The 18,579-nt window shown below is 62.8% G+C and carries 20 protein-coding genes; 18 read left to right on the top strand and 2 right to left on the bottom strand.

Translation table 11 applies throughout. From position 1 onward, the window contains the following. Positions 1-270: 270 nt before the first annotated feature. Positions 271-492, bottom strand: a complete 222-nt coding sequence (locus ACROHD_RS06980) for a DUF1127 domain-containing protein (RefSeq protein WP_432676696.1) — start codon at positions 490-492, stop codon at positions 271-273. A 312-nt stretch (positions 493-804) separates the two neighbouring features. Between ACROHD_RS06980 and ACROHD_RS06985 the strand changes: the two genes are divergently transcribed. The 11 genes from ACROHD_RS06985 to ACROHD_RS07035 all read left to right on the top strand — a co-directional run bounded on the left by ACROHD_RS06985 (position 805) and on the right by ACROHD_RS07035 (position 13,102). Continuing rightward, positions 805-1,890: an Mrp/NBP35 family ATP-binding protein gene (locus ACROHD_RS06985; protein WP_432676697.1), complete on the top strand. Its 1,086-nt coding sequence runs from the start codon at positions 805-807 to the stop codon at positions 1,888-1,890. 540 nt (positions 1,891-2,430) lie between these two features. Then, positions 2,431-2,943, top strand: coding sequence for a division/cell wall cluster transcriptional repressor MraZ (locus ACROHD_RS06990; RefSeq protein ID WP_432676699.1), 513 nt, complete (start codon positions 2,431-2,433; stop codon positions 2,941-2,943). After that, the gene (gene rsmH, locus ACROHD_RS06995) at positions 2,940-3,953 is read left to right on the top strand and encodes a 16S rRNA (cytosine(1402)-N(4))-methyltransferase RsmH (RefSeq protein WP_432676700.1); all 1,014 of its coding nucleotides are present in this window, start codon (positions 2,940-2,942) and stop codon (positions 3,951-3,953) included. Before ACROHD_RS06990 ends, rsmH begins: the two co-directional genes overlap by 4 nt. Positions 3,954-3,955: 2 nt before the next feature. Beyond that, a complete protein-coding gene (ftsL, locus tag ACROHD_RS07000) occupies positions 3,956-4,315 on the top strand; it encodes a cell division protein FtsL (protein ID WP_432676701.1) in 360 nt (119 codons plus the stop codon). Continuing rightward, a complete protein-coding gene (locus tag ACROHD_RS07005; protein ID WP_432676703.1) occupies positions 4,312-6,111 on the top strand; it encodes a peptidoglycan D,D-transpeptidase FtsI family protein in 1,800 nt (599 codons plus the stop codon). The genes ftsL and ACROHD_RS07005 overlap by 4 nt, the downstream gene beginning before the upstream one ends. Positions 6,112-6,154: 43 nt before the next feature. Continuing rightward, positions 6,155-7,639 carry a UDP-N-acetylmuramoyl-L-alanyl-D-glutamate--2,6-diaminopimelate ligase gene (locus ACROHD_RS07010; protein ID WP_432676705.1) on the top strand — a complete coding sequence of 495 codons (1,485 nt, stop codon included), beginning with the start codon at positions 6,155-6,157 and terminating at the stop codon, positions 7,637-7,639. After that, positions 7,636-9,057, top strand: a complete 1,422-nt coding sequence (locus ACROHD_RS07015) for a UDP-N-acetylmuramoyl-tripeptide--D-alanyl-D-alanine ligase (RefSeq protein WP_432676707.1) — start codon at positions 7,636-7,638, stop codon at positions 9,055-9,057. Before ACROHD_RS07010 ends, ACROHD_RS07015 begins: the two co-directional genes overlap by 4 nt. Continuing rightward, the gene (gene mraY / locus ACROHD_RS07020; RefSeq protein WP_432676708.1) at positions 9,058-10,143 is read left to right on the top strand and encodes a phospho-N-acetylmuramoyl-pentapeptide-transferase; all 1,086 of its coding nucleotides are present in this window, start codon (positions 9,058-9,060) and stop codon (positions 10,141-10,143) included. Next, positions 10,143-10,550, top strand: coding sequence for an ACT domain-containing protein (locus tag ACROHD_RS07025; protein WP_432676709.1), 408 nt, complete (start codon positions 10,143-10,145; stop codon positions 10,548-10,550). The genes mraY and ACROHD_RS07025 overlap by 1 nt, the downstream gene beginning before the upstream one ends. Next, complete coding sequence (gene murD / locus ACROHD_RS07030; RefSeq protein WP_432676711.1) at positions 10,547-11,947, top strand: UDP-N-acetylmuramoyl-L-alanine--D-glutamate ligase; 1,401 nt, start codon at positions 10,547-10,549, stop codon at positions 11,945-11,947. Before ACROHD_RS07025 ends, murD begins: the two co-directional genes overlap by 4 nt. Positions 11,948-12,376: 429 nt before the next feature. Continuing rightward, entirely contained in the window at positions 12,377-13,102 is a 726-nt protein-coding gene (locus ACROHD_RS07035; protein ID WP_432676713.1) for an NYN domain-containing protein, read from the top strand. A 6-nt stretch (positions 13,103-13,108) separates the two neighbouring features. On the opposite strand, the gene ACROHD_RS07040 is transcribed toward ACROHD_RS07035, so the two are convergent. After that, positions 13,109-13,543: an EamA family transporter gene (locus tag ACROHD_RS07040; protein ID WP_432676714.1), complete on the bottom strand. Its 435-nt coding sequence runs from the start codon at positions 13,541-13,543 to the stop codon at positions 13,109-13,111. Positions 13,544-13,735: 192 nt separating this feature from the next. On the opposite strand from ACROHD_RS07040, the gene ftsW reads away from it, so the two are divergent. From ftsW to ACROHD_RS07075, 7 genes are read left to right on the top strand one after another with little or no spacing between them, the layout of a single operon-like run. Beyond that, on the top strand, positions 13,736-14,902 hold the full coding sequence (ftsW, locus tag ACROHD_RS07045) for a putative lipid II flippase FtsW (protein ID WP_432676716.1): 1,167 nt from the start codon (positions 13,736-13,738) through the stop codon (positions 14,900-14,902). A 4-nt stretch (positions 14,903-14,906) separates the two neighbouring features. Beyond that, entirely contained in the window at positions 14,907-16,022 is a 1,116-nt protein-coding gene (locus tag ACROHD_RS07050; RefSeq protein ID WP_432676717.1) for a UDP-N-acetylglucosamine--N-acetylmuramyl-(pentapeptide) pyrophosphoryl-undecaprenol N-acetylglucosamine transferase, read from the top strand. Continuing rightward, positions 16,019-17,419 (top strand): UDP-N-acetylmuramate--L-alanine ligase, encoded by a 1,401-nt coding sequence (gene murC, locus ACROHD_RS07055; RefSeq protein WP_432676719.1) that lies wholly within the window; start codon positions 16,019-16,021, stop codon positions 17,417-17,419. The genes ACROHD_RS07050 and murC overlap by 4 nt, the downstream gene beginning before the upstream one ends. A 42-nt stretch (positions 17,420-17,461) precedes the next feature. Further along, positions 17,462-17,716 carry a DUF2484 family protein gene (locus ACROHD_RS07060; protein WP_432676721.1) on the top strand — a complete coding sequence of 85 codons (255 nt, stop codon included), beginning with the start codon at positions 17,462-17,464 and terminating at the stop codon, positions 17,714-17,716. Continuing rightward, positions 17,716-17,964, top strand: coding sequence for a DUF2484 family protein (locus ACROHD_RS07065; protein ID WP_432676723.1), 249 nt, complete (start codon positions 17,716-17,718; stop codon positions 17,962-17,964). The genes ACROHD_RS07060 and ACROHD_RS07065 overlap by 1 nt, the downstream gene beginning before the upstream one ends. Positions 17,965-17,968: 4 nt before the next feature. Continuing rightward, positions 17,969-18,274 (top strand): hypothetical protein, encoded by a 306-nt coding sequence (locus tag ACROHD_RS07070; protein ID WP_432676724.1) that lies wholly within the window; start codon positions 17,969-17,971, stop codon positions 18,272-18,274. Continuing rightward, the gene (locus ACROHD_RS07075) at positions 18,274-18,576 is read left to right on the top strand and encodes a hypothetical protein (RefSeq protein ID WP_432676726.1); all 303 of its coding nucleotides are present in this window, start codon (positions 18,274-18,276) and stop codon (positions 18,574-18,576) included. The genes ACROHD_RS07070 and ACROHD_RS07075 overlap by 1 nt, the downstream gene beginning before the upstream one ends. The last annotated feature ends 3 nt before the right edge of the window (positions 18,577-18,579 follow it).

Below are 18,579 nucleotides of genomic sequence, written 5' to 3' on the forward strand. Positions count from 1 at the left end.
GAGGTGCCGCCGCCAATCTACGGACCTAAGGGAGGAGGACGGTCCGTAACTGTTGCCCCGTCAGGAGCGGTATTTCGAGCGGCGACACCAAGGGAGGAGGAGGTGCCACCGCCAGTCTACGAACCCTCAAGGGAGGAGGAGAGGTTCCGTATCTGCTTTGCCCGTTCGGGCCTTGTCTTTCGGCGGCGGCGCCAGGGAGGAGGAGAGGCGCCGCCGCAGGGCTGCCGGTAAAAGGGAGGAGGAAACCGGCAGTGTTCTATGTCGTTTCGATCAGTTGGACTGACCGTAGGCTGCTTCCAGAGCGATCGAGCGGATCTCTGCGCGGGAAATGCCCAGATCGTTGAGTTCGCGGGTGCCCAGTTGGCGAAGTTCATTCACCGTGGTGCGGTAAACGCGCCATGCAGCATAAGCCTCGGCGGCGTGTTCACGGATTTCTGCGAAGCGGGCCAGCAGCGAGATCGAGCCAGCTTGAGTTTGGTGTGCGTAGGCCATGTGCCTTCATCCTTCGGTCGGTTGGGCCCGGCGGTCTGCGTCGCGGTGTTGCGGCGATCCGTGTCGATCCCTTGTTTGTTTCGATGACTAAAAAATATCGCAATGCTGCGCCTGCACAATCCCCGAGTTACTCAATGCTGCTATGCAGAAAGCGCATATCGCAAGCGTAAGGTGCTCAATTTCTTGGCTTACCCAAGGTCATTCAGCCTAAACGTCATCCGAAAGACCAAGTTTGATTAGGGGGTGCAGTTCGGGCCAATTCGCCCTATCTCATCGGGCACGAGAAAACCCACAGATCTGAAAGGCCATTCCATGAGCCAGACACGCGACTCGATTCTTGCCGCACTCGAAAAACTGGCACTTCCCGATGGCGGCACGCTGGTCAGCCGCGATTTACTGCGTGCCCTACAGATCGACGGGGGCCGTGTGTCATTTGTGATTGAAGCGCCGACCCCCGATGAGGCGCGCCGCCTTGGGCCGGTGCGCGATGCGGCAGAGGCATTGGTAAAGGGATTGCCCGGCGTGGACAGCGCCTTTGTTGCGTTGACGGCCCATGGCCCCGCTGCCCGGCCTGCGCCGGGGCAGGGGGAGCCGCCGAGCCTGAAGATCGGGGGGCATCCCAAACCGCAGCAAGGATCCATGAAGCCTTCATCGGTTCAGCGCATACTGGCCGTGGGGTCCGGCAAGGGCGGCGTGGGCAAATCCACTGTATCATCGAACCTTGCTGTTGCGCTGGCGCGTAAGGGACGGAAGGTGGGGCTGCTCGATGCCGATATCTACGGGCCTTCGCAGCCGCGCATGATGGGGGTGAACAAGCGTCCCGCATCGCCTGATGGAAAGACCATCCTTCCCTTGCATAATCATGGCGTGACGTTGATGTCGCTCGGCTTCATGCTGCCGGAGGATCAAGCGGTGGTCTGGCGTGGGCCGATGCTGATGGGGGCGTTGCAACAGATGCTGACCCAGGTGGAATGGGGCGATCTGGATGTGCTGATCGTGGACCTGCCGCCGGGAACCGGTGATGTGGCCATGACGCTGTGCCAGAAATCCGAGGTGACGGGTGCAATCGTTGTCTCAACACCGCAGGACGTGGCGCTGTTGGATGCCAAAAAGGCCATCAACATGTTTCAGACGCTGAAAACTCCGATTCTGGGGCTGATCGAGAACATGTCGGTCTTTCATTGCCCCAATTGCGGCCATGAGGAGCATATCTTTGGCCATGGCGGCGTGCGGTCCGAGGCGGAGCGGATAGGCGTGCCGTTCCTGGGCGAGTTGCCGATTTCGCTGGAAACCCGGCTGGCGGGTGACGGTGGAACCCCGATCGCGGCAGGTGAGGGACCGATGTCCGATGCGTATGCGGCCCTGGCTTCCCGACTCGTTGAGGGCGGCATGGCCTGATTTTTGCGGTCCCACATCCTGGGAAAACATGGAAACACCCCCCGGATCGCCCCGCGACCGGGGGTTTTTCGTGGAAATCTGGAAAAAAATCCCATGCGCTGTGGTGCAATTGGCACAGCCATATGTTGTGGCTCCCGCCCTTGCGACCACTTCATCTGCGCATTTGGCCGCGGCTTTTGCCACAAAATGCTGTGTTTGGAGGGTGGCTTCGGCAAAATGTGGGGAAATTTCCCATAAAAAGGGATTGATTGGGAAATCATTCCATGAGACAACAATGGCACAGCAAACGAGATCACCGGGACCAAGGCGCAAGACCAAGGACCGGAAAACAAAAAACGGCAGTTTCATACAGGCAATCTCATTCGCTGACATAGAGAGATCCGGCGCGCGGGCAGAGCAGACATCCCCCCCCAGGTAATGCGCGCGTAGTCGGACACCCCAGAAATGGGACGAGGGCGGCGGATTGAGCAGTGGCAGCTTGCTCGATCCGCCGTTGTCCTTTCGGGGACACAAAACGAGGGATAGGTAAGGACGGGGACAGTGGAGCGCAGGTTTCAGGGCGAAAGCCTGAACAAGGTAGACGGAAAGGGCCGGGTGTCGATCCCGGTTAAGTTCCGTCGTGTGCTTCAGAATTCCGACAGCGAATATACCCCCGGCGGCGCTCCGCGCCTCTATATCGCCTATGGCGACCCCAACAAGAATTATCTGGAATGCCTGTCCGGCGACGCGTTTGACGAGATCGACGCAATGATCAAGTCCGTGCAGCGCGGCACCCGCCTGCGCACAGTGCTGGAGCATTTCTACTACGCCAAATGCGAGGCGACGACGGTGGACGACACCGGCCGCCTCGTCTTGCCGCCCGCCGCGCGGGACAAGATCGACCTGGGTGCCGAGGCATTGTTCCAGGGCAAGGGCGACCAGTTTCACATTCTCAACCCCGAGGCCGGCAAAGAAGCCGAAGATAATATCGAGGCGCTTCTCGCCTCGCTTGGGGAGGGCGATTTCTTCGACCCGCTCAGTCTGGTGGGCCAGCCCGTGGGTGGCGAAGAATGACCGGCGGCGCGGCATCCGACAGATCGGCAGCCGAGCCCCATATCCCCGTGCTTCTCGATGCGATCCTGAACGCGGTCGCCCCGGTCAGTGGCGTCTGGCTGGACGGCACCTTCGGCGCGGGCGGGTATTCGCGCGGGCTGTTGGCGGCAGGGGCCGATCGGGTGATCGGCGTGGATCGCGACCCGCTGGCCTTTCAGTTGGCAGCCCCTTGGGCGGCGGAAACTGGCGATCGGCTGATCCTCGTGGAGGGCACATTTTCGGAGCTCGACCAGCACGCCGCCAAGGCCGGGTTTCCGCAGCTTGATGGCGTTGTGCTCGATCTTGGCGTCTCCTCGATGCAGCTCGATCTGGCGGAGCGCGGCTTCTCCTTCATGCGCGACGGGCCTTTGGACATGCGCATGGGGCAGGCTGGACCATCGGCTGAGGACCTCGTGAACGACGCGTCGGAAAGCGCGCTGGCCGATGTCCTGTTCCACTATGGCGAAGAACGCGCCGCGCGCCGGATTGCCAAGGCGATCGTCAAGGCGCGGGCAGAAACGCGCATCGGCTCCACCCTTCAACTGGCTGGAATTGTTGAAAAATGCCTGCCACGGGCCAAGCCGGGTCAAAGCCACCCCGCGACCCGCAGCTTTCAGGCGATCCGCATCGCCGTGAATGACGAGTTTGGGCAGTTGGCCGACGGTTTGATGGCCGCCGAACGCGCCCTTGCGCCGGGCGGGCAACTGGCCGTTGTGACCTTTCACTCGCTCGAAGACCGCATTGCCAAGCGGTTCCTGCAAGACCGGGCCAGCTTTGGTGGCGGTGGCTCTCGCTATGCGCCCGAAGCAGCAGCCCGTGAACCCGGTTTTATCCTGACCCCGCGCCGGGCCATTGCGCCCGATGCCGAAGAGATTGCCCGCAATCCGCGCGCCCGGTCAGCAAAACTACGCGTCGCAAGGCGCACCCATGCACCCGCAATGGCCCCGAATGGAGACATCATGGGCCTGCCCCGCCTATCGGAGATCCTGTAACCATGCGCGGTTTCCTCACCTTCCTGGCCGCCGTTGCCGTCGTCGCCCTCGGATACTGGGCCTATCACCAGAACATCCAGACGCAGCAAGCCCTGCGCGAGGTGGAAAGACTACAACGCGCCATCGTTGGGGAACGCGAACGCCTTGGCGTGCTGCGCGCCGAGTGGGCCTATCTGAACCGCCCCGACCGGCTGCGCGAACTGGTGGATCTGAATTTCGAACGGCTCAACCTGTTGCCCATGACGCCGGATCAGTTCGCAGTGATGGATGAGGTGATTTGGCGGCCAGAGGTGCCCGATACGCTTGAGCCTGGCGTCGAGGACGTCCTGTTCAGCGCATCCGAGGCGGAGGACCTGCCATGACTGACCCCCGCCGTATTGCCCTGCGCCCTTTGGCCCGCATTCTGGACGCCCGCCAGAAGGGTGAAAACCCTGACGCGATTGAACGTGAAAACCTGCGCTTGCGGCACGAACAGCAGCGCGACCGCCTGCGCCAGCGTGCTGAAAGCCGTCTTCTGGTGCTGGCCATCTGTTTTTTCGCGGCCTTTACAGCCGTCGGGGTCAAGATGACGGCGCTGGCGTCATCCGAACCGGAAGAGCCGCGCAGCGCGACGTCCGGCACCTCCATAATTTCCACCCGCGCCGATATCGTTGACAGGCAGGGGCGGGTTCTGGCCACCAATCTCGTGACCAACGCGCTCTACGCGCATCCGCATGAGCTGATCGATCCGGTGGCCGCCGCTGCCGGGCTTGCGGCGATCTTTGACGATCTGGATGAGGAAACGTTGTTGCGCCGCTTCGGGTCAGGGTCGCGCTTCATGTGGGTCAGGGGGTCGATCTCCCCGGAGCAACAACAGCTTGTACATGATCTTGGCGAACCCGGCCTGTTGTTCGGCCCGCGCGAGATGCGGCTCTATCCAAACGGGGCCGTGGCGGCGCATGTGCTTGGCGGCGCGCGTTTTGGCGAACAGGCTGTGAATGCTGCCGAGATCATCGGCGTCGCCGGTATCGAAGCGGAGTTTGACGAAGAACTGCGCGATCCGGCCCGCAACGGCGCGCCTCTGGAACTGTCGCTTGACCTGACCGTGCAATCCGCGGTCGAGGAAGTGCTGGCCGGCGGCATGACCATCATGAATGCGCAAGGCGCGTCCGCGGTGCTGATGGATGCCCATACGGGCGAGGTGATCTCGCTCGCGTCCTTGCCCGATTTTGATCCGAATGCCCGACCCAGGCCGCTTCTGGAAGGCGATCCGTCACAGAGCCCGCTTTATAACCGGGCCGTTCAGGGCGTCTATGAACTGGGATCGACCTACAAGTTGTTCACCGTGGCGCAAGCCCTGGAGGAAGGGTTGGTCAACCCGCAGACAATGATCGATACGCAAGGTCCGTTGCGGATGGCGGGCTTTGAAATCAATGACTTCCACGACTATGGCCCGCGCTTGTCGGTGCGTGATGTTCTGGTGCAGTCCTCCAATATCGGCACTGCGCGTCTGGCGCAGATGATCGGGCCAGAGCGACAGCAGCAGTTCCTGGGACGTCTTGGCCTTCTGGAAGCGCTTGATTTCGAGATGATCGAGGCGCGTCAGGGCCGTCCGCTTTACCCGTCGAACTGGGGGCAGCTTTCGACGATGACGATCTCCTATGGTCACGGCATTTCCGCCACGCAGCTCCATTTGGCAGCAGCCTATGCGACGATGGTCAATGGTGGCACCCTGGTGCGCCCCACCTTGCAGCGTCAGCTGGAACCGCAACTTGGCGAACGGGTGATTTCCGAGGAAACCTCGGTTGCCTTGCGCGAAATGCTGCGCGCCGTGGTGGCTGAGGATGAGGGCACCGCAAATCTTGCTGAAATCGCGGGGTATGAGGTTGGTGGCAAGACCGGATCGGCAGACAAGCCAAACCCCAATGGCGGCTACTATGATGACCGGGTCATCGCAACGTTCGCCTCGGTCTTCCCCTCGAATGATCCGCAATACGTGCTGGTGGTGACGTTGGATGAACCCTCGATCTCGGTTCTGGGTGAAACCCGGCGCACCGCAGGCTGGACGGCAGTGCCCGTTGCGGCAGAGGTCATCCGCAGGGTCGCGCCGCTTTTGGGTATGCGCCCGCAGACCGTTGATCCCGAGCTTGCCTATAGTCTATCCAGCGCATCACAATAAGATGTGACTCGCGGGCGTGGACCCCGCAGATATTGGGGGACAGATGGCGACCGACACGAAACCGCTTTCGGCGCTCGGGCTGACCGCGACGCGCGGCGGCGATGCTCTGGTGACTGGCGTGTCGCTGGACAGCCGCACGGTTGAGCGGGGCCATCTGTTTGCTGCTCTGCCCGGCAGTCGCGTCCATGGTGGAGAGTTTATCCAATACGCGTTGCGGCAGGGGGCGGGCGCGATTCTGACCGACCGCGCCGGGGCCGAGATTGCCGCCACCGAATTGGCCGCCTCCGATGCGTCGCTGGTGGTGGTCGAAGATCCTCGCGCCGCTTTCGCCCATGCCTGTGCGCTTTGGTTCGGGGTGCAGCCGGAAACCATGGTTGCGGTGACGGGCACCAACGGCAAGACCAGCGTGGCCAGCTTCACCCGCCAGATCTGGGCCGCATTGGGCCGTGAGGCCGCCAATATTGGCACCACAGGCGTTGAGGGCGCGTTTTCGGCCCCTGGCATCCACACCACCCCCGAACCGCTGACCCTGCACCGGCTATTGGCCGATATGGCGGCGGCGGGGGTATCGCATTGTTCGATGGAGGCGTCGTCCCACGGGCTCGACCAGCGGCGGATGGAGGCGGTGCATCTGGCCGCCGCGGCCTTCACGAACTTCACCCAGGATCACCTGGATTACCACGGCACGATGGAGGCCTATTTCGACGCCAAGGCGCGGCTGTTTACGGAACTGCTGCCCGAGGAGTCTACCGCCGTCATCAACCTAGACGACCCCAAGGGCGCGCTTTTGGCCGATATCTGTGAACGGCGAGAGATCGAGGTGATCACCGTTGGTCAGTATTCCGATGACGCGCGGCTCAAGATCACCGGGCGGCGGATGGATGAAACCGGGCAAGACGTGCTGTTCCGCTGGCAGGGGCAAAGCTATCAGGTGCGGCTGGACCTCATTGGTGCGTTTCAGGCGATGAACGTTCTGACGGCGGCGGGTCTCGTCATCGGTGCGGGCGAGGAACCTGATGAGGTCTTTGCCGTGCTGCCGCAGGTCAAGGGGGTGCGGGGCCGGATGCAGCTGGCCGCGACCCGCGAAAACGGCGCGCCCGTCTATGTGGATTATTCGCACACGCCCGATAGCATCGAAACCGCGTTGAAGGCCCTGCGCCCGCATGTGATGGGGCGACTGGTGATTGTCTTCGGTGCAGGCGGCGACCGGGACCGGACAAAGCGGCCCTTGATGGGCAAGGCGGCTGCGGAAAATGCCGATGTACTGATCGTGACCGATGATAACCCCCGCAGCGAAGACCCCGCCATGATCCGGGCCGAGGTGATGGCAGGTTGCCCCGAGGCCACCAATGTTGGCGACCGGGCCGAGGCGATCCTGCGCGGCGTTGATGCGCTCGGACCCGGTGACGCGCTGTTGATCGCCGGCAAGGGGCACGAAACCGGGCAGCAGGTAGGAGATGTCATCTATCCCTTTGATGATGTTGAACAAGCATCCGTTGCCGTGGCCGCTTTGGAGGGCCGGATATGAGCGTGGTCTGGACTGCCAATGAGGCCGCCATAGCGACGGGCGGGGACGCGCGGGGCGACTGGTCTGCAACGGGGGTCTCCATCGATACGCGGACAATCCGGCCTGGCGATCTTTTCGTCGCACTCAAGGCCGCCCGGGACGGGCATGAGTTCGTGGCTCAGGCGCTTGAAAAGGGGGCGGGCGCGGCCCTTGTCAGCCACATCCCCGAAGATGTGCCCGCTGATGCACCGCTTCTGATCGTGCCGGATGTGCTGACGGCGCTGGAGGCGCTCGGGGCGGCTGCCCGGGCGCGGACCGAAGCCAAGGTCATTGCGGTTACCGGGTCTGTCGGCAAGACCACCACAAAGGAAATGCTGCGCACGGCGTTGTCGGCGATTGGGAAAACCCATGCCGCAGAGGCCAGCTACAACAACCATTGGGGGGTGCCCCTGACACTCGCCAGGATGCCCGCCGACACCGAATTTGCGGTGATCGAGATCGGCATGAACCATCCCGGTGAAATCGCCCCCCTGTCGCGGCTGGCTCGCCCTCATGTGGGCGTGATCACCACCGTTGCCGCTGTGCATCTGGAGGCCTTCGAGTCGGTTGAAGGCATTGCCCATGAAAAGGCCGCGATCTTCGAGGGGCTGGAGCCAGGTGGCATCGCCGTGATCAATGCTGAGATCGACACAACCTCCATCCTGCGCGCAAAGGCACAGGACGTGGGGGCACGGATCATCGGCGTGGGCGAAAGCGGTGAGGCCCGGCTGACGGACGTGACGCTGACAGATATTGCGACCGTGGTGAAGGCGGACCTGCTTGGCACTGATCTTTTGTTCAAGCTCGACGCGCCAGGGCGGCACCTGGCGCAAAACGCGCTGATGGTGCTGGCTGTGGTCGATGCCCTTGGGCGCGACGTCACCCGTGCCATGCTTGCACTGGGCGCGTGGCAGCCGGTGGATGGGCGCGGGCGGCGGGAACGGATCGTACTGAATGAAACCGACGATCAGGCGGTGGAACTCATAGACGACGCCTTCAACGCCTCGCCCACCTCGATGGCCGCCAGCCTTGATGTACTGGCCGCCGCAATCCCGAACGGCAAGGGCCGCCGCATTGCCGTTCTGGGTGATATGCTTGAACTGGGTCCGACCGGACCTGCCCTGCACGCGGGTGTGGCCGAGCTGCCCGCAATCCGGAAAATTGACCTCATCTGCACCTCTGGCCCGCTCATGGAGCATCTCGATGCCGCGCTCCCTGCTGAAAAACGCGGTCCTCACACGGACAGTGCCGCAGAGATGGCCCGCCTCTTGCCCGGCCTGCTCTGGCCCGGCGATATCGTGCTGATCAAGAGTTCCAAGGGCTCGAAACTCTCGCTGGTGGTTGACGCCTTGCGAAAATTGGGTCAAGCGGCCCATCAAAGCAAAGAGGACCCCCGCTAAATGCTTTATTGGCTGAACGAGCTGTCGGATGGCGGCGATTTTTTCAATCTGTTTCGGTATATCACCTTCCGGGCAGGGGGCGCGTTCTTCACAGCGTTGGTGTTTGGCTTTGTCTTCGGGCGACCGTTGATCAACCTTCTGCGCAAGAAGTACCAGAACGGCCAGCCGATCCGCGAGGATGGTCCGCAAAGCCATATCGAGACGAAGGCTGGCACGCCGACCATGGGCGGATTGCTGATCCTTGCGGCGCTGTCGCTGTCCACACTTCTATGGGCACGGCTCGACAATCCCTATGTCTGGCTGGTGCTGTTGGTGACGGTCAGCTTTGGGGCCATCGGTTTCGTTGACGACTATGCCAAGGTCAGCCGCAACTCGACGGCTGGCGTGTCCGGTAAGGTGCGCTTTGGCCTTGGGCTGGTGATTGCGGCAATCGCGGGCGGCGTGGCGATGTATATTCACCCTGCAGAGCTGTCTGGGCAACTGGCCTTTCCGGTCTTCAAGGAATTGCTGCTGAACATGGGATATGTGTTTATTCCGTTCAGCATGATCGTGATCGTCGGCAGCGCCAATGCAGTGAACCTGACGGACGGTCTGGACGGGTTGGCCATCATGCCGGTGATGATCGCAGCGGCCACTTTGGGCGTGATCGCCTATGCCGTTGGCCGGGTCGACTTTACCGAATATCTCGATGTGCATTATGTGCCGGGCACCGGTGAATTGCTGATCTTCACCGCCGGTCTCATTGGCGGCGGGCTTGGGTTCCTGTGGTACAACGCGCCACCTGCGGCGGTGTTCATGGGCGATACCGGATCGCTGGCGCTTGGCGGCGCGCTTGGCGCGATTGCGGTCTGCACCAAGCACGAGATCGTGCTGGCCATTGTCGGCGGTCTCTTCGTGGCCGAGGCATTGAGTGTCATCATCCAGGTGCTCTATTTCAAGCGCACCGGCAAGCGTGTGTTCCTGATGGCGCCGATCCACCACCATTTCGAAAAACGTGGATGGGCCGAACCGCAGATCGTGATCCGCTTCTGGATCATCTCGCTGATCTTGGCACTGATTGGCCTTGCCACGCTGAAACTGCGCTGATGGAACCGGTCAGGGACAGGGGGGCAATGATCCGGGGCATGGCGCCGGTGCTTGACCCTGAACGCTGGCATTTCTGCCTTGCCACCGATCCCGCTACAGCCGCACGCGCTGCGCCTCTGGCAACATTCCGAGAGGACGAGGGTCTGTCGCTGATCCTGTCTGACCGGGATGCCGCCGGGCTTGGGCTTACCACCGATCTGCCCATGGCGCGCATCACTCTGACCGTTCATTCCGCTCTGGACGGTGTAGGGCTGACTGCCGCCGTCGCGACTGCGCTGGCCGAAGCGGGCATTCCCTGCAACATGGTTGCCGCTTTTCACCACGACCACGCCTTCGTACCGCTGGACGACGCCCCCGGTGCGCTGGCAATACTGCAGGCACTGGCGGATGCGGAGGGCGAAGCATGATCCCGGTTCAGGGTGTGGAAGGGCAGAAGGTGGCGGTTCTGGGCCTCGGCCGGTCTGGCCTGTCAGCGGCGCGCGCCTTGCGGGCGGGCGGAGCCGATGTGGTGGCTTGGGACGATGGTGCCAAGGGGCGCGAAGCGGCGGAAGCCGAAGGATTTCCAATCCTCGACCTCAGCCGTCACGGGGCAATGGACGACTGTGCGATGCTCATCACCAGTCCGGGCATTCCGCATCTGTATCCGGCGCCGCACAAGGCGATTGCGGCGGCCTATGAAGCGGGGGTGCCGGTCGACAACGATATAGGACTGTTCTTTCGCTCGCTTGCGGCCTCGGGCTGGGACGAGATGGACACGCCGCCGCGCGTCATTGCGGTGACGGGCTCGAACGGGAAATCCACGACATCGGCGCTCATCGCCCATATTCTGGAGGAAAACGGCACGCCGGTGCAGCTGGCCGGTAATATTGGGCGCGGGGTTCTGGACATTGATCCGCCGGTGGATGGCGAAGTGATCGTGCTGGAGCTGTCGAGTTACCAGACCGAGCTTGCCCGGTCTTTGACCCCCGATGTGGCTGTTTTTACGAACCTTTCGCCCGATCACCTCGACCGGCACGGCGGCATGGGCGGCTATTTCGCTGCCAAGCGGCGGCTGTTTGCTGAAGGTGGGCCAGATCGGGCGGTGATTGGCGTGGATGAGGCCGAGGGCGCGTTTCTGGCGGGGCAGATGAGTGAGGGCAATGGCGATGGTCGGTTGATCCGGGTGTCGGCGGCGCGAAAGCTCGGCGGGCCGGGCTGGAATGTGTTCGCGCGCAAGGGGTTTCTGGCTGAATGGCGCAAGGGGCGGCAGGTTGGGTCGATTGATCTGCGCGGCGTTCCGGGATTGCCGGGGGCGCATAATCATCAAAACGCCTGCTGCGCCTATGCGGCTGTCAGGGCGCTTGGGGTGGCGCCCCGGATTGTTGAGAAATCCTTTCATAGTTTCAAAGGCTTGCCGCATCGCTCGCAATTGATTGCTGAGCGGAACGGGGTGAAATTCATCAATGATTCCAAGGCCACGAATGTGGATGCGGCGGCGAAAGCTCTGGCGGCCTTCCCAAAGATCCGCTGGATCTGCGGCGGATTGGAAAAAGACGGCGGGCTGGAGGCGTTGACACCGGTGCTCGGGTCGGTGGTGAAAGCCTATGTAATCGGTCGCGAAGCGGAGAAATTTGCCCTGCAACTGACTGATACGGAAGCGGAAATTTGCACCACCATGGCGGTCGCCGTTGCCCGTGCGGCGGCGGAGGCAGAGCCTGGCGAGGTGGTTTTGCTGGCCCCGGCTGCGGCCAGTTTCGACCAGTATGACAATTTCGAACAGCGCGGCGATGACTTTGCCGCGCAGGTCGCGGCGCTGCCGGGCTGAGGCCCGAAACGGGGAGTGCCTTGCACACACCCCCTGTGAACCCCCTACGGATAGGATGCGGTTTCGCCGCGCGCTGCGCGTCGACCCGCGAGCGGCCCTTCTCAACCCCCCGCTTGCGCGGGAGGCCTCGAAGAGCCGCGTTGCCACGGGATATCGGGAAGGCCAGTGAGCCGTGTCTGAAACCGGGGCGTGCCTTGGGTGTGGGATGCCTCCGGCGGGAGTATTTGGGCAAAGAAGAAAGGGGTGAGACAGGAGGGGAGCCGAGCGTGCGCGGATGTCTTGGCGTCGTTTTGGCTTGGCTGTCTGCCCAAGGTCAGGACCAGGATGTTCATAACGGTAACGGATGCGGCCTGAAAATCCCCGCCCGGTCCAATTCTCGTCAAACTGTCCGGGCAGGCTGTCCCCGTCACCAGTGCAGGGAGAGATCACATGACTCGCGTGTCCGTTTTCGTTGATGGAGAGAACATCTCGGCCTGCCATGCGTCGGGCATTGTGACGGAGGCGCGCGCACATGGGGTGGTTGACCTGTTGCGCGTCTATGGGGATGCGGGGCTGCTGAAAGCCTGGGAGGAGATTGCACAGTTTCGGCTGATCCATTCCGGGATTGGCAAGAACGCCGCCGATCTGTTGCTGTGTGTCGATGCCATGGAGCGGGCGCTGAGTGGGGCCTGTGACGTGGTGGTCATCGCCAGTTCCGACGGCGACTTCCGGCATCTGGCGGAACGGCTGCGCGAACGTGGGGTGACGGTTGTGGGGATGGGGCAGGAAAAGGCGGGGATGCGGTTCAAGGCCAGCTGCAGCCGTTTTGTCGTATTGCGCGCTGAAGCCAGCACTGCAGATCTCAGACTCGTCCATGACCCGGCTGCTGCTGCGCCGCGTCCCGCGCCCGCGCCATCCGGTCCGGCGGGGCAGGTGGCGAATGTGACGAAGAAGATCATCGGGGTGATCACCCAGAACGGCAGCCCTGACACGGGGCTTGAAGTGTCGGCCCTGAACCATCTGATGCACCGCCAGCACCGGGTCGCCATCGGCCACTACCCGGAAAAGACGTGGCGCGGGTATCTTCAGGCCCGGCCCCAGCATTTCGATCTGGACCCGAAGGGCCCGAATGCGCGGGTCAGGGTGCGCAAGGCTGTTGCGATCGCTGCGGAATAGCGCCTGTCAGCCTACCGCCACCAGAACCGACCCCAGACCGATCAGCGCCACGCCGCCCCAGCCGACACCAGACAATCGCTCGCCCAGAAACAGGGCCGCGAAGACGGCGACAAACACCACGCTGAGCTTGTCGATCGGCGCGACACGGGACGCGTCGCCCAGTTGCAGGGCGCGGAAGTAGCACAGCCAGGACGCACCGGTTGCCAGCCCTGACAGGAGCAGAAAGAGCGTCGTGCGCGGGGTGAGAGCGCCAAGGCCCTGGGTCTTGCCGGTGGCCCAGACGAGTGCCCCAAGCGCCGCCACGACGACGATGGTGCGCAGGAACTTGGCAAGGTCGCTGTCGATATCCTGCACGCCCACCTTGGCAAAAATGGCGGTAAGCGCTGCAAATACAGCCGCAAGACCTGCCCAGAATTGCCAGCTTGTCGCGATCTGTCCCATCGGGATCTCCTGTTTCTTGGGGGATAGGATCAGCGTTGCACTTTCCGCGGCGCGGGCAAAGGGGGATGTGGGGGGGAGGGCAGCAGCTTGCCGCTGAAACGCCATGCCCCTAGCCGCAGCCGGGTTTTCGCGCTAGACTGCCGATCAGACCCGGAAAACCGGGCGAACAGAGGCAGTATCGGGCGGTACTCAATGACGGAAATGGCGCATGGCACGGTTCTCGTGCAGTCTGGCGAGGCGATTCTGCCACGGTGGTGGCGGACTGTGGACCGGGTCACGCTGGCCTGTATCCTCTCGCTTTTTCTGATCGGGTTGCTTTTGGGGTTCGCCGCGTCGCCGCCGCTGGCTGAACGCAATGGGCATGATCCGTTCTACTATGTCTCTCGGCAGGCGTTCTTTGGCGGCATGGCCTTTGTGGCGATGATCCTGACCTCGATGCTGACGCCCACCATGGTGCGCAGGCTTGGGGTGATGGGGTTCTTCGCCGCCTTCGCGGCGCTGGCGCTGCTGCCGGTCTTCGGCACCGATTTCGGGCAGGGTGCAACGCGGTGGTATTCGCTTGGCTTTGCCAGCGTGCAGCCGTCGGAGTTTCTGAAACCGGTTTTCGTGATCTTCACGGCCTGGATGATTTCCGCCAGCCAGCAGATCGCTGGCCCGCCGGGCAAGACGCTGTCGCTGTTCGTGATGCTGATCATCGTGGGGTTCCTGGTGATGCAGCCTGATTACGGGCAGGGGGCGCTGATCCTGTTCGCTTGGGCGGTGATCTATTTCGTGGCCGGTGCGCCGATCTGGATTCTGGGGCTGGTGGCGCTGCTGGTCTGTGCGGGCGGGGTGTTTGCCTATTCCAGCTCTGAACATGTGGCGCGGCGCATCGACGGGTTCCTGTCGCCCGAGGTCGATCCCAACACGCAGCTGGCCTATGCTGCCAATGCCATCCGTGAGGGGGGCATCTTCGGCACCGGGCTTGGCGAAGGCTCGGTTAAATGGACGCTGCCGGACGCGCATACGGATTTCATCATCGCGGTCGCGGCCGAGGAATACGGGCTGGTTCTGGTCCTCTTGATCATTGCTTTGTTTGCAACGGTCGCAATGCGTGCGTTTTTCCGGTTGATGAAGGAGCGCGACCCGTTTACCCGGCTGGCCGGTGCGGGGATTGCGTCGCTCTTCGCGTTGCAGTCGATCATCAATATGGGGGTTGCGGTGCGCCTGCTGCCTGCCAAGGGGATGACGCTGCCCTTCGTGTCCTATGGCGGCTCGTCACTGATCGCGACGGGGATCGCCGTCGGGATGCTTCTGTCTTTCACCCGGTCGCGTCCGCAGGGCGAGATCGGCGATATTCTTCTGAACCGGCACAGGTGAGTTCATGTCAAACGGCCCCCTCTTGATCATCGCGGCAGGCGGAACGGGCGGGCATATGTTTCCCGCGCAGGCGCTCGCTGAGGTGATGATCCGCAAGGGCTGGCGGGTGCGGCTGTCGACAGATGCGCGGGGCGCGCGCTATGCGGGCGGGTTCCCCCATATGGTCGAGGTGCGGCAGGTGGCGTCGGCCACCTTTGCGCGCGGCGGTGTGCTGGCCAAGCTGGTGGCGCCGTTTCGCATTCTGGGCGGGATTATCTCGGCCACCTTCGGCATGATGCGCGAGAAGCCTGCCGTCGTTGTGGGCTTTGGTGGATATCCCACCATCCCGGCGCTGGCGGCTGCCTGGATCACGCGGCGCCCCCGGATGATCCATGAACAGAATGGAGTTCTGGGGCGGGTCAACAAGATCTTTGCAAAGCGCGTTGATGCGGTCGCTTGCGGCACGTGGCCGACCGACCTGCCGGCGGGCATCGAAGGCGTTCACACCGGCAATCCGGTGCGTGCTGCGGTGCTGGACCGGGCGGGGGCGGCCTATATCAGCCCCGGCGACTACCCGATGAGCCTGCTTGTCATCGGCGGTAGCCAGGGCGCGCGCATCCTGTCGGATGTGGTGCCCGCTGCCGTGGCGCTGCTGCCCGAGGAGATCCGCCAATATGTGCGTGTCGCCCAACAGGCGCGCCCCGAGGATCAGGACCGCGTGATTGCCGCCTATTACGAGAGCGGCGTGGGCTGCGAGGTCGAACCCTTCTTCCGCGACATTCCCCGCCGCCTGTCCGAGGCGCAGCTGGTGATCAGCCGCTCGGGCGCGTCTTCCGTGGCCGATATCTCGGTGATTGGTCGACCCTCGATCCTGATCCCCTATGCCGCCGCAACGGCCGACCATCAGACCGCCAATGCGAAAGGGCTGGTCGAAGCAGGTGCTGCAATCCGCATCCCTGAAAGCAAATTTACCCCCGAGACGCTGGCCGAGGCGATCACCACAGTGCTGAGCCAACCCGACGCCGCCCTCATGATGTCTCAGGCCGCGCTGTCTGTCGGGATGCCCAATGCCACCGAGCTGCTGGTTGGCCTGGTTGAAGAGCTCGCCGGGGATGCCGCCACCGAAAAGGATACCGAATGAACGCCGCCGCCACCAAACTGCCCACCCAACTGGGCGCGATCCATTTCGTCGGCATTGGCGGCATCGGCATGTCGGGCATTGCCGAGGTGCTGCTGAACCATGGCTACGCGGTGCAGGGGTCGGACCTGAAGGCGTCGAAGATCACCGAGCGTCTGGAAGGTCTCGGCGCGCGTATCTTCATCGGCCAGAAGGCCGAGAACCTGGAAAATGCAGAGGTCGTGGTGATCTCGTCGGCCATCAAGCCCGGCAACCCGGAGCTCGATGCCGCGCGATTGCAGGGCCTGCCGGTGGTGCGCCGGGCCGAGATGCTGGCCGAACTGATGCGCCTTCGGTCGAACATCGCCGTGGCGGGAACGCATGGCAAGACCACGACAACGACCATGGTGGCGACGCTGCTGGATGCCGGCGGGGTTGACCCGACCGTCATCAATGGCGGCATCATCCATGCCTACGGATCGAATGCCCGCGTGGGGCAGGGCGAATGGATGGTGGTGGAGGCCGATGAGTCAGACGGCAGCTTCAACCGCCTGCCCGCGACCATCGCCATCATCACCAATATCGACCCCGAGCATATGGAACATTGGGGTGATTTCGACCGGCTGCGTCAGGGCTTTCTCGATTTCGCGTCGAACATACCCTTCTACGGACTGGCCGTGTGCTGCACCGATCACCCCGAGGTGCAGAGCCTTGTCGGCAAGATCACCGACCGGCGCGTGGTCACCTACGGGTTTAACGCGCAGGCCGATGTGCGGGCCGTGAACCTGACCTACAAGGCGGGCGTCGCGCATTTCGATATCCGGCTTGGCAATGAGGATCAGGTGATCAAGGATTGCACCCTGCCGATGCCGGGGGACCACAATGTTTCCAACGCCTTGGCCGCTGTGGCTGTGGCCCGCCACCTGGGCATGAAATCCGCCGAAATCCGCACCGCACTGGCCAATTTCAAGGGTGTCAATCGCCGCTTCACCAAGGTGGGTGAGGTAGATGGCATCACCATTATCGACGATTACGGCCACCACCCCGTTGAAATCGCAGCCGTTCTGAAAGCCGCCCGTCAGGCCACCGAGGGCCGGGTCATCGCCGTGCATCAGCCGCATCGCTACAGCCGGCTGCATTCGCTCTTTGAGGATTTCTGCACCTGCTTCAACGAAGCGGACGTGGTCGCCATCGCCGAGGTCTACGCGGCGGGCGAGGATCCCATTGAAGGCGCCACCCGTGACGGTCTGGTCGCGGGTCTGGTCGCCCACGGGCACCGCCATGCGCGCGCCATATTGAACGAGGATGATCTGGAACGGCTGGTCCGAGAACAGGCCCGGCCCGGTGACATGGTCGTCTGCCTTGGGGCAGGCACGATCAGCGCATGGGCACACGGGCTGCCTGCGCGGTTGAAGGGTTAGCCCTGTTACTCAGGCTGGCCAGATAAAAGTGGAGGGTTTGACATGACGATCTCGCTCATCCTGGCCTGCATCTGGGTTGTGGCGGCGACCATTGTCGCCTTTCTGCCGATGCGGTTGCAGTATGTGCCGGGGCTGACGCTGCTCATTTTGGCGCTTCCCTTGCTCGTCTATATCGGCATTCAGCATTCGTTCTGGGTGGTTTTGCTGGCCATTGGCGGGCTTGTGTCGATGTTTCGCAGGCCGCTCTGGTTTTTGGGACGTCGTTTGGTGGGGCGCTTGAGAGAAGGAGAAACGTGATGCCACTTTCCCTGACATTGGCGAGCCTTTGGGCCGTCATCGCCTGTCTTCTGGGGCTCGCCCCGAGTCGCTTTCACTGGCCTGCGGCGATAGCACTGATCGCGACAGGCATCCCCTTGCTGGGATATGTCACCATGCAGGTCGGGCCGTGGTGGGGGCTCGCCTTGCTGGCGGCAGGCGTGTCGGTGCTGCGCTGGCCGGTATTTTACGCGGGGCGCTGGCTGCGCCGCCGTCTGATGCAGGGGTAGGGCGATGAATTCAGAAGCCTGGATTGCGATCATCGGCGGGCTGGTTGTCGGCTCCGGCATAGGATTTTCGCTTGGGCGCTATGCAGGGGGCGGCTGGCTCTTTGGGTGCACCTTGCTGATTGCCGTTGTGGCCCTTGGGCTTCTGAGCAGCCCGGTGCTGGAAGCCTTCGGCGTCCCGCGCGACGGTTTCAACCATTTGGGCTTTGCGGCCGTTAGCATCCTTATCCTTGCGCCTGCCATGGCCGGGATGATCATCTTTGGCGGGATCGGGCTGTGGCGTGCGTCGCGGATGCGGGGTCGGGCAGAATGATGCCACTGGCAATCTGGATCATGCTGGCAGTGTGCCTTTTGCTTGGCGGCGTTTTGTCATGGGCTATCGGGCGGTTCCTGTCGCGGGCGTTGCTGCGTGGCCTCTGGCTGGCGATGATCATCAGCTTTGTCTGGATTCTGTGGCCCGCGATCGAGCTGCGGATGGGCTGGCGAGAGGGCAACGGGTTCGAAGGGGTGGCCGAGGTCTTTCTGGCGTTTTTCTTTATCCTTCCCACTTTTCTGGCATCGCTTCTTGGCGGCTGGCTTGGTTTGCGGCAAAAGGAGCGGAGACAAGCGGAGTAGCCC

Origin of the sequence: Nioella aestuarii, assembly GCF_050896395.1 — a bacterium.
GTDB lineage: Bacteria > Pseudomonadota > Alphaproteobacteria > Rhodobacterales > Rhodobacteraceae > Nioella > Nioella aestuarii.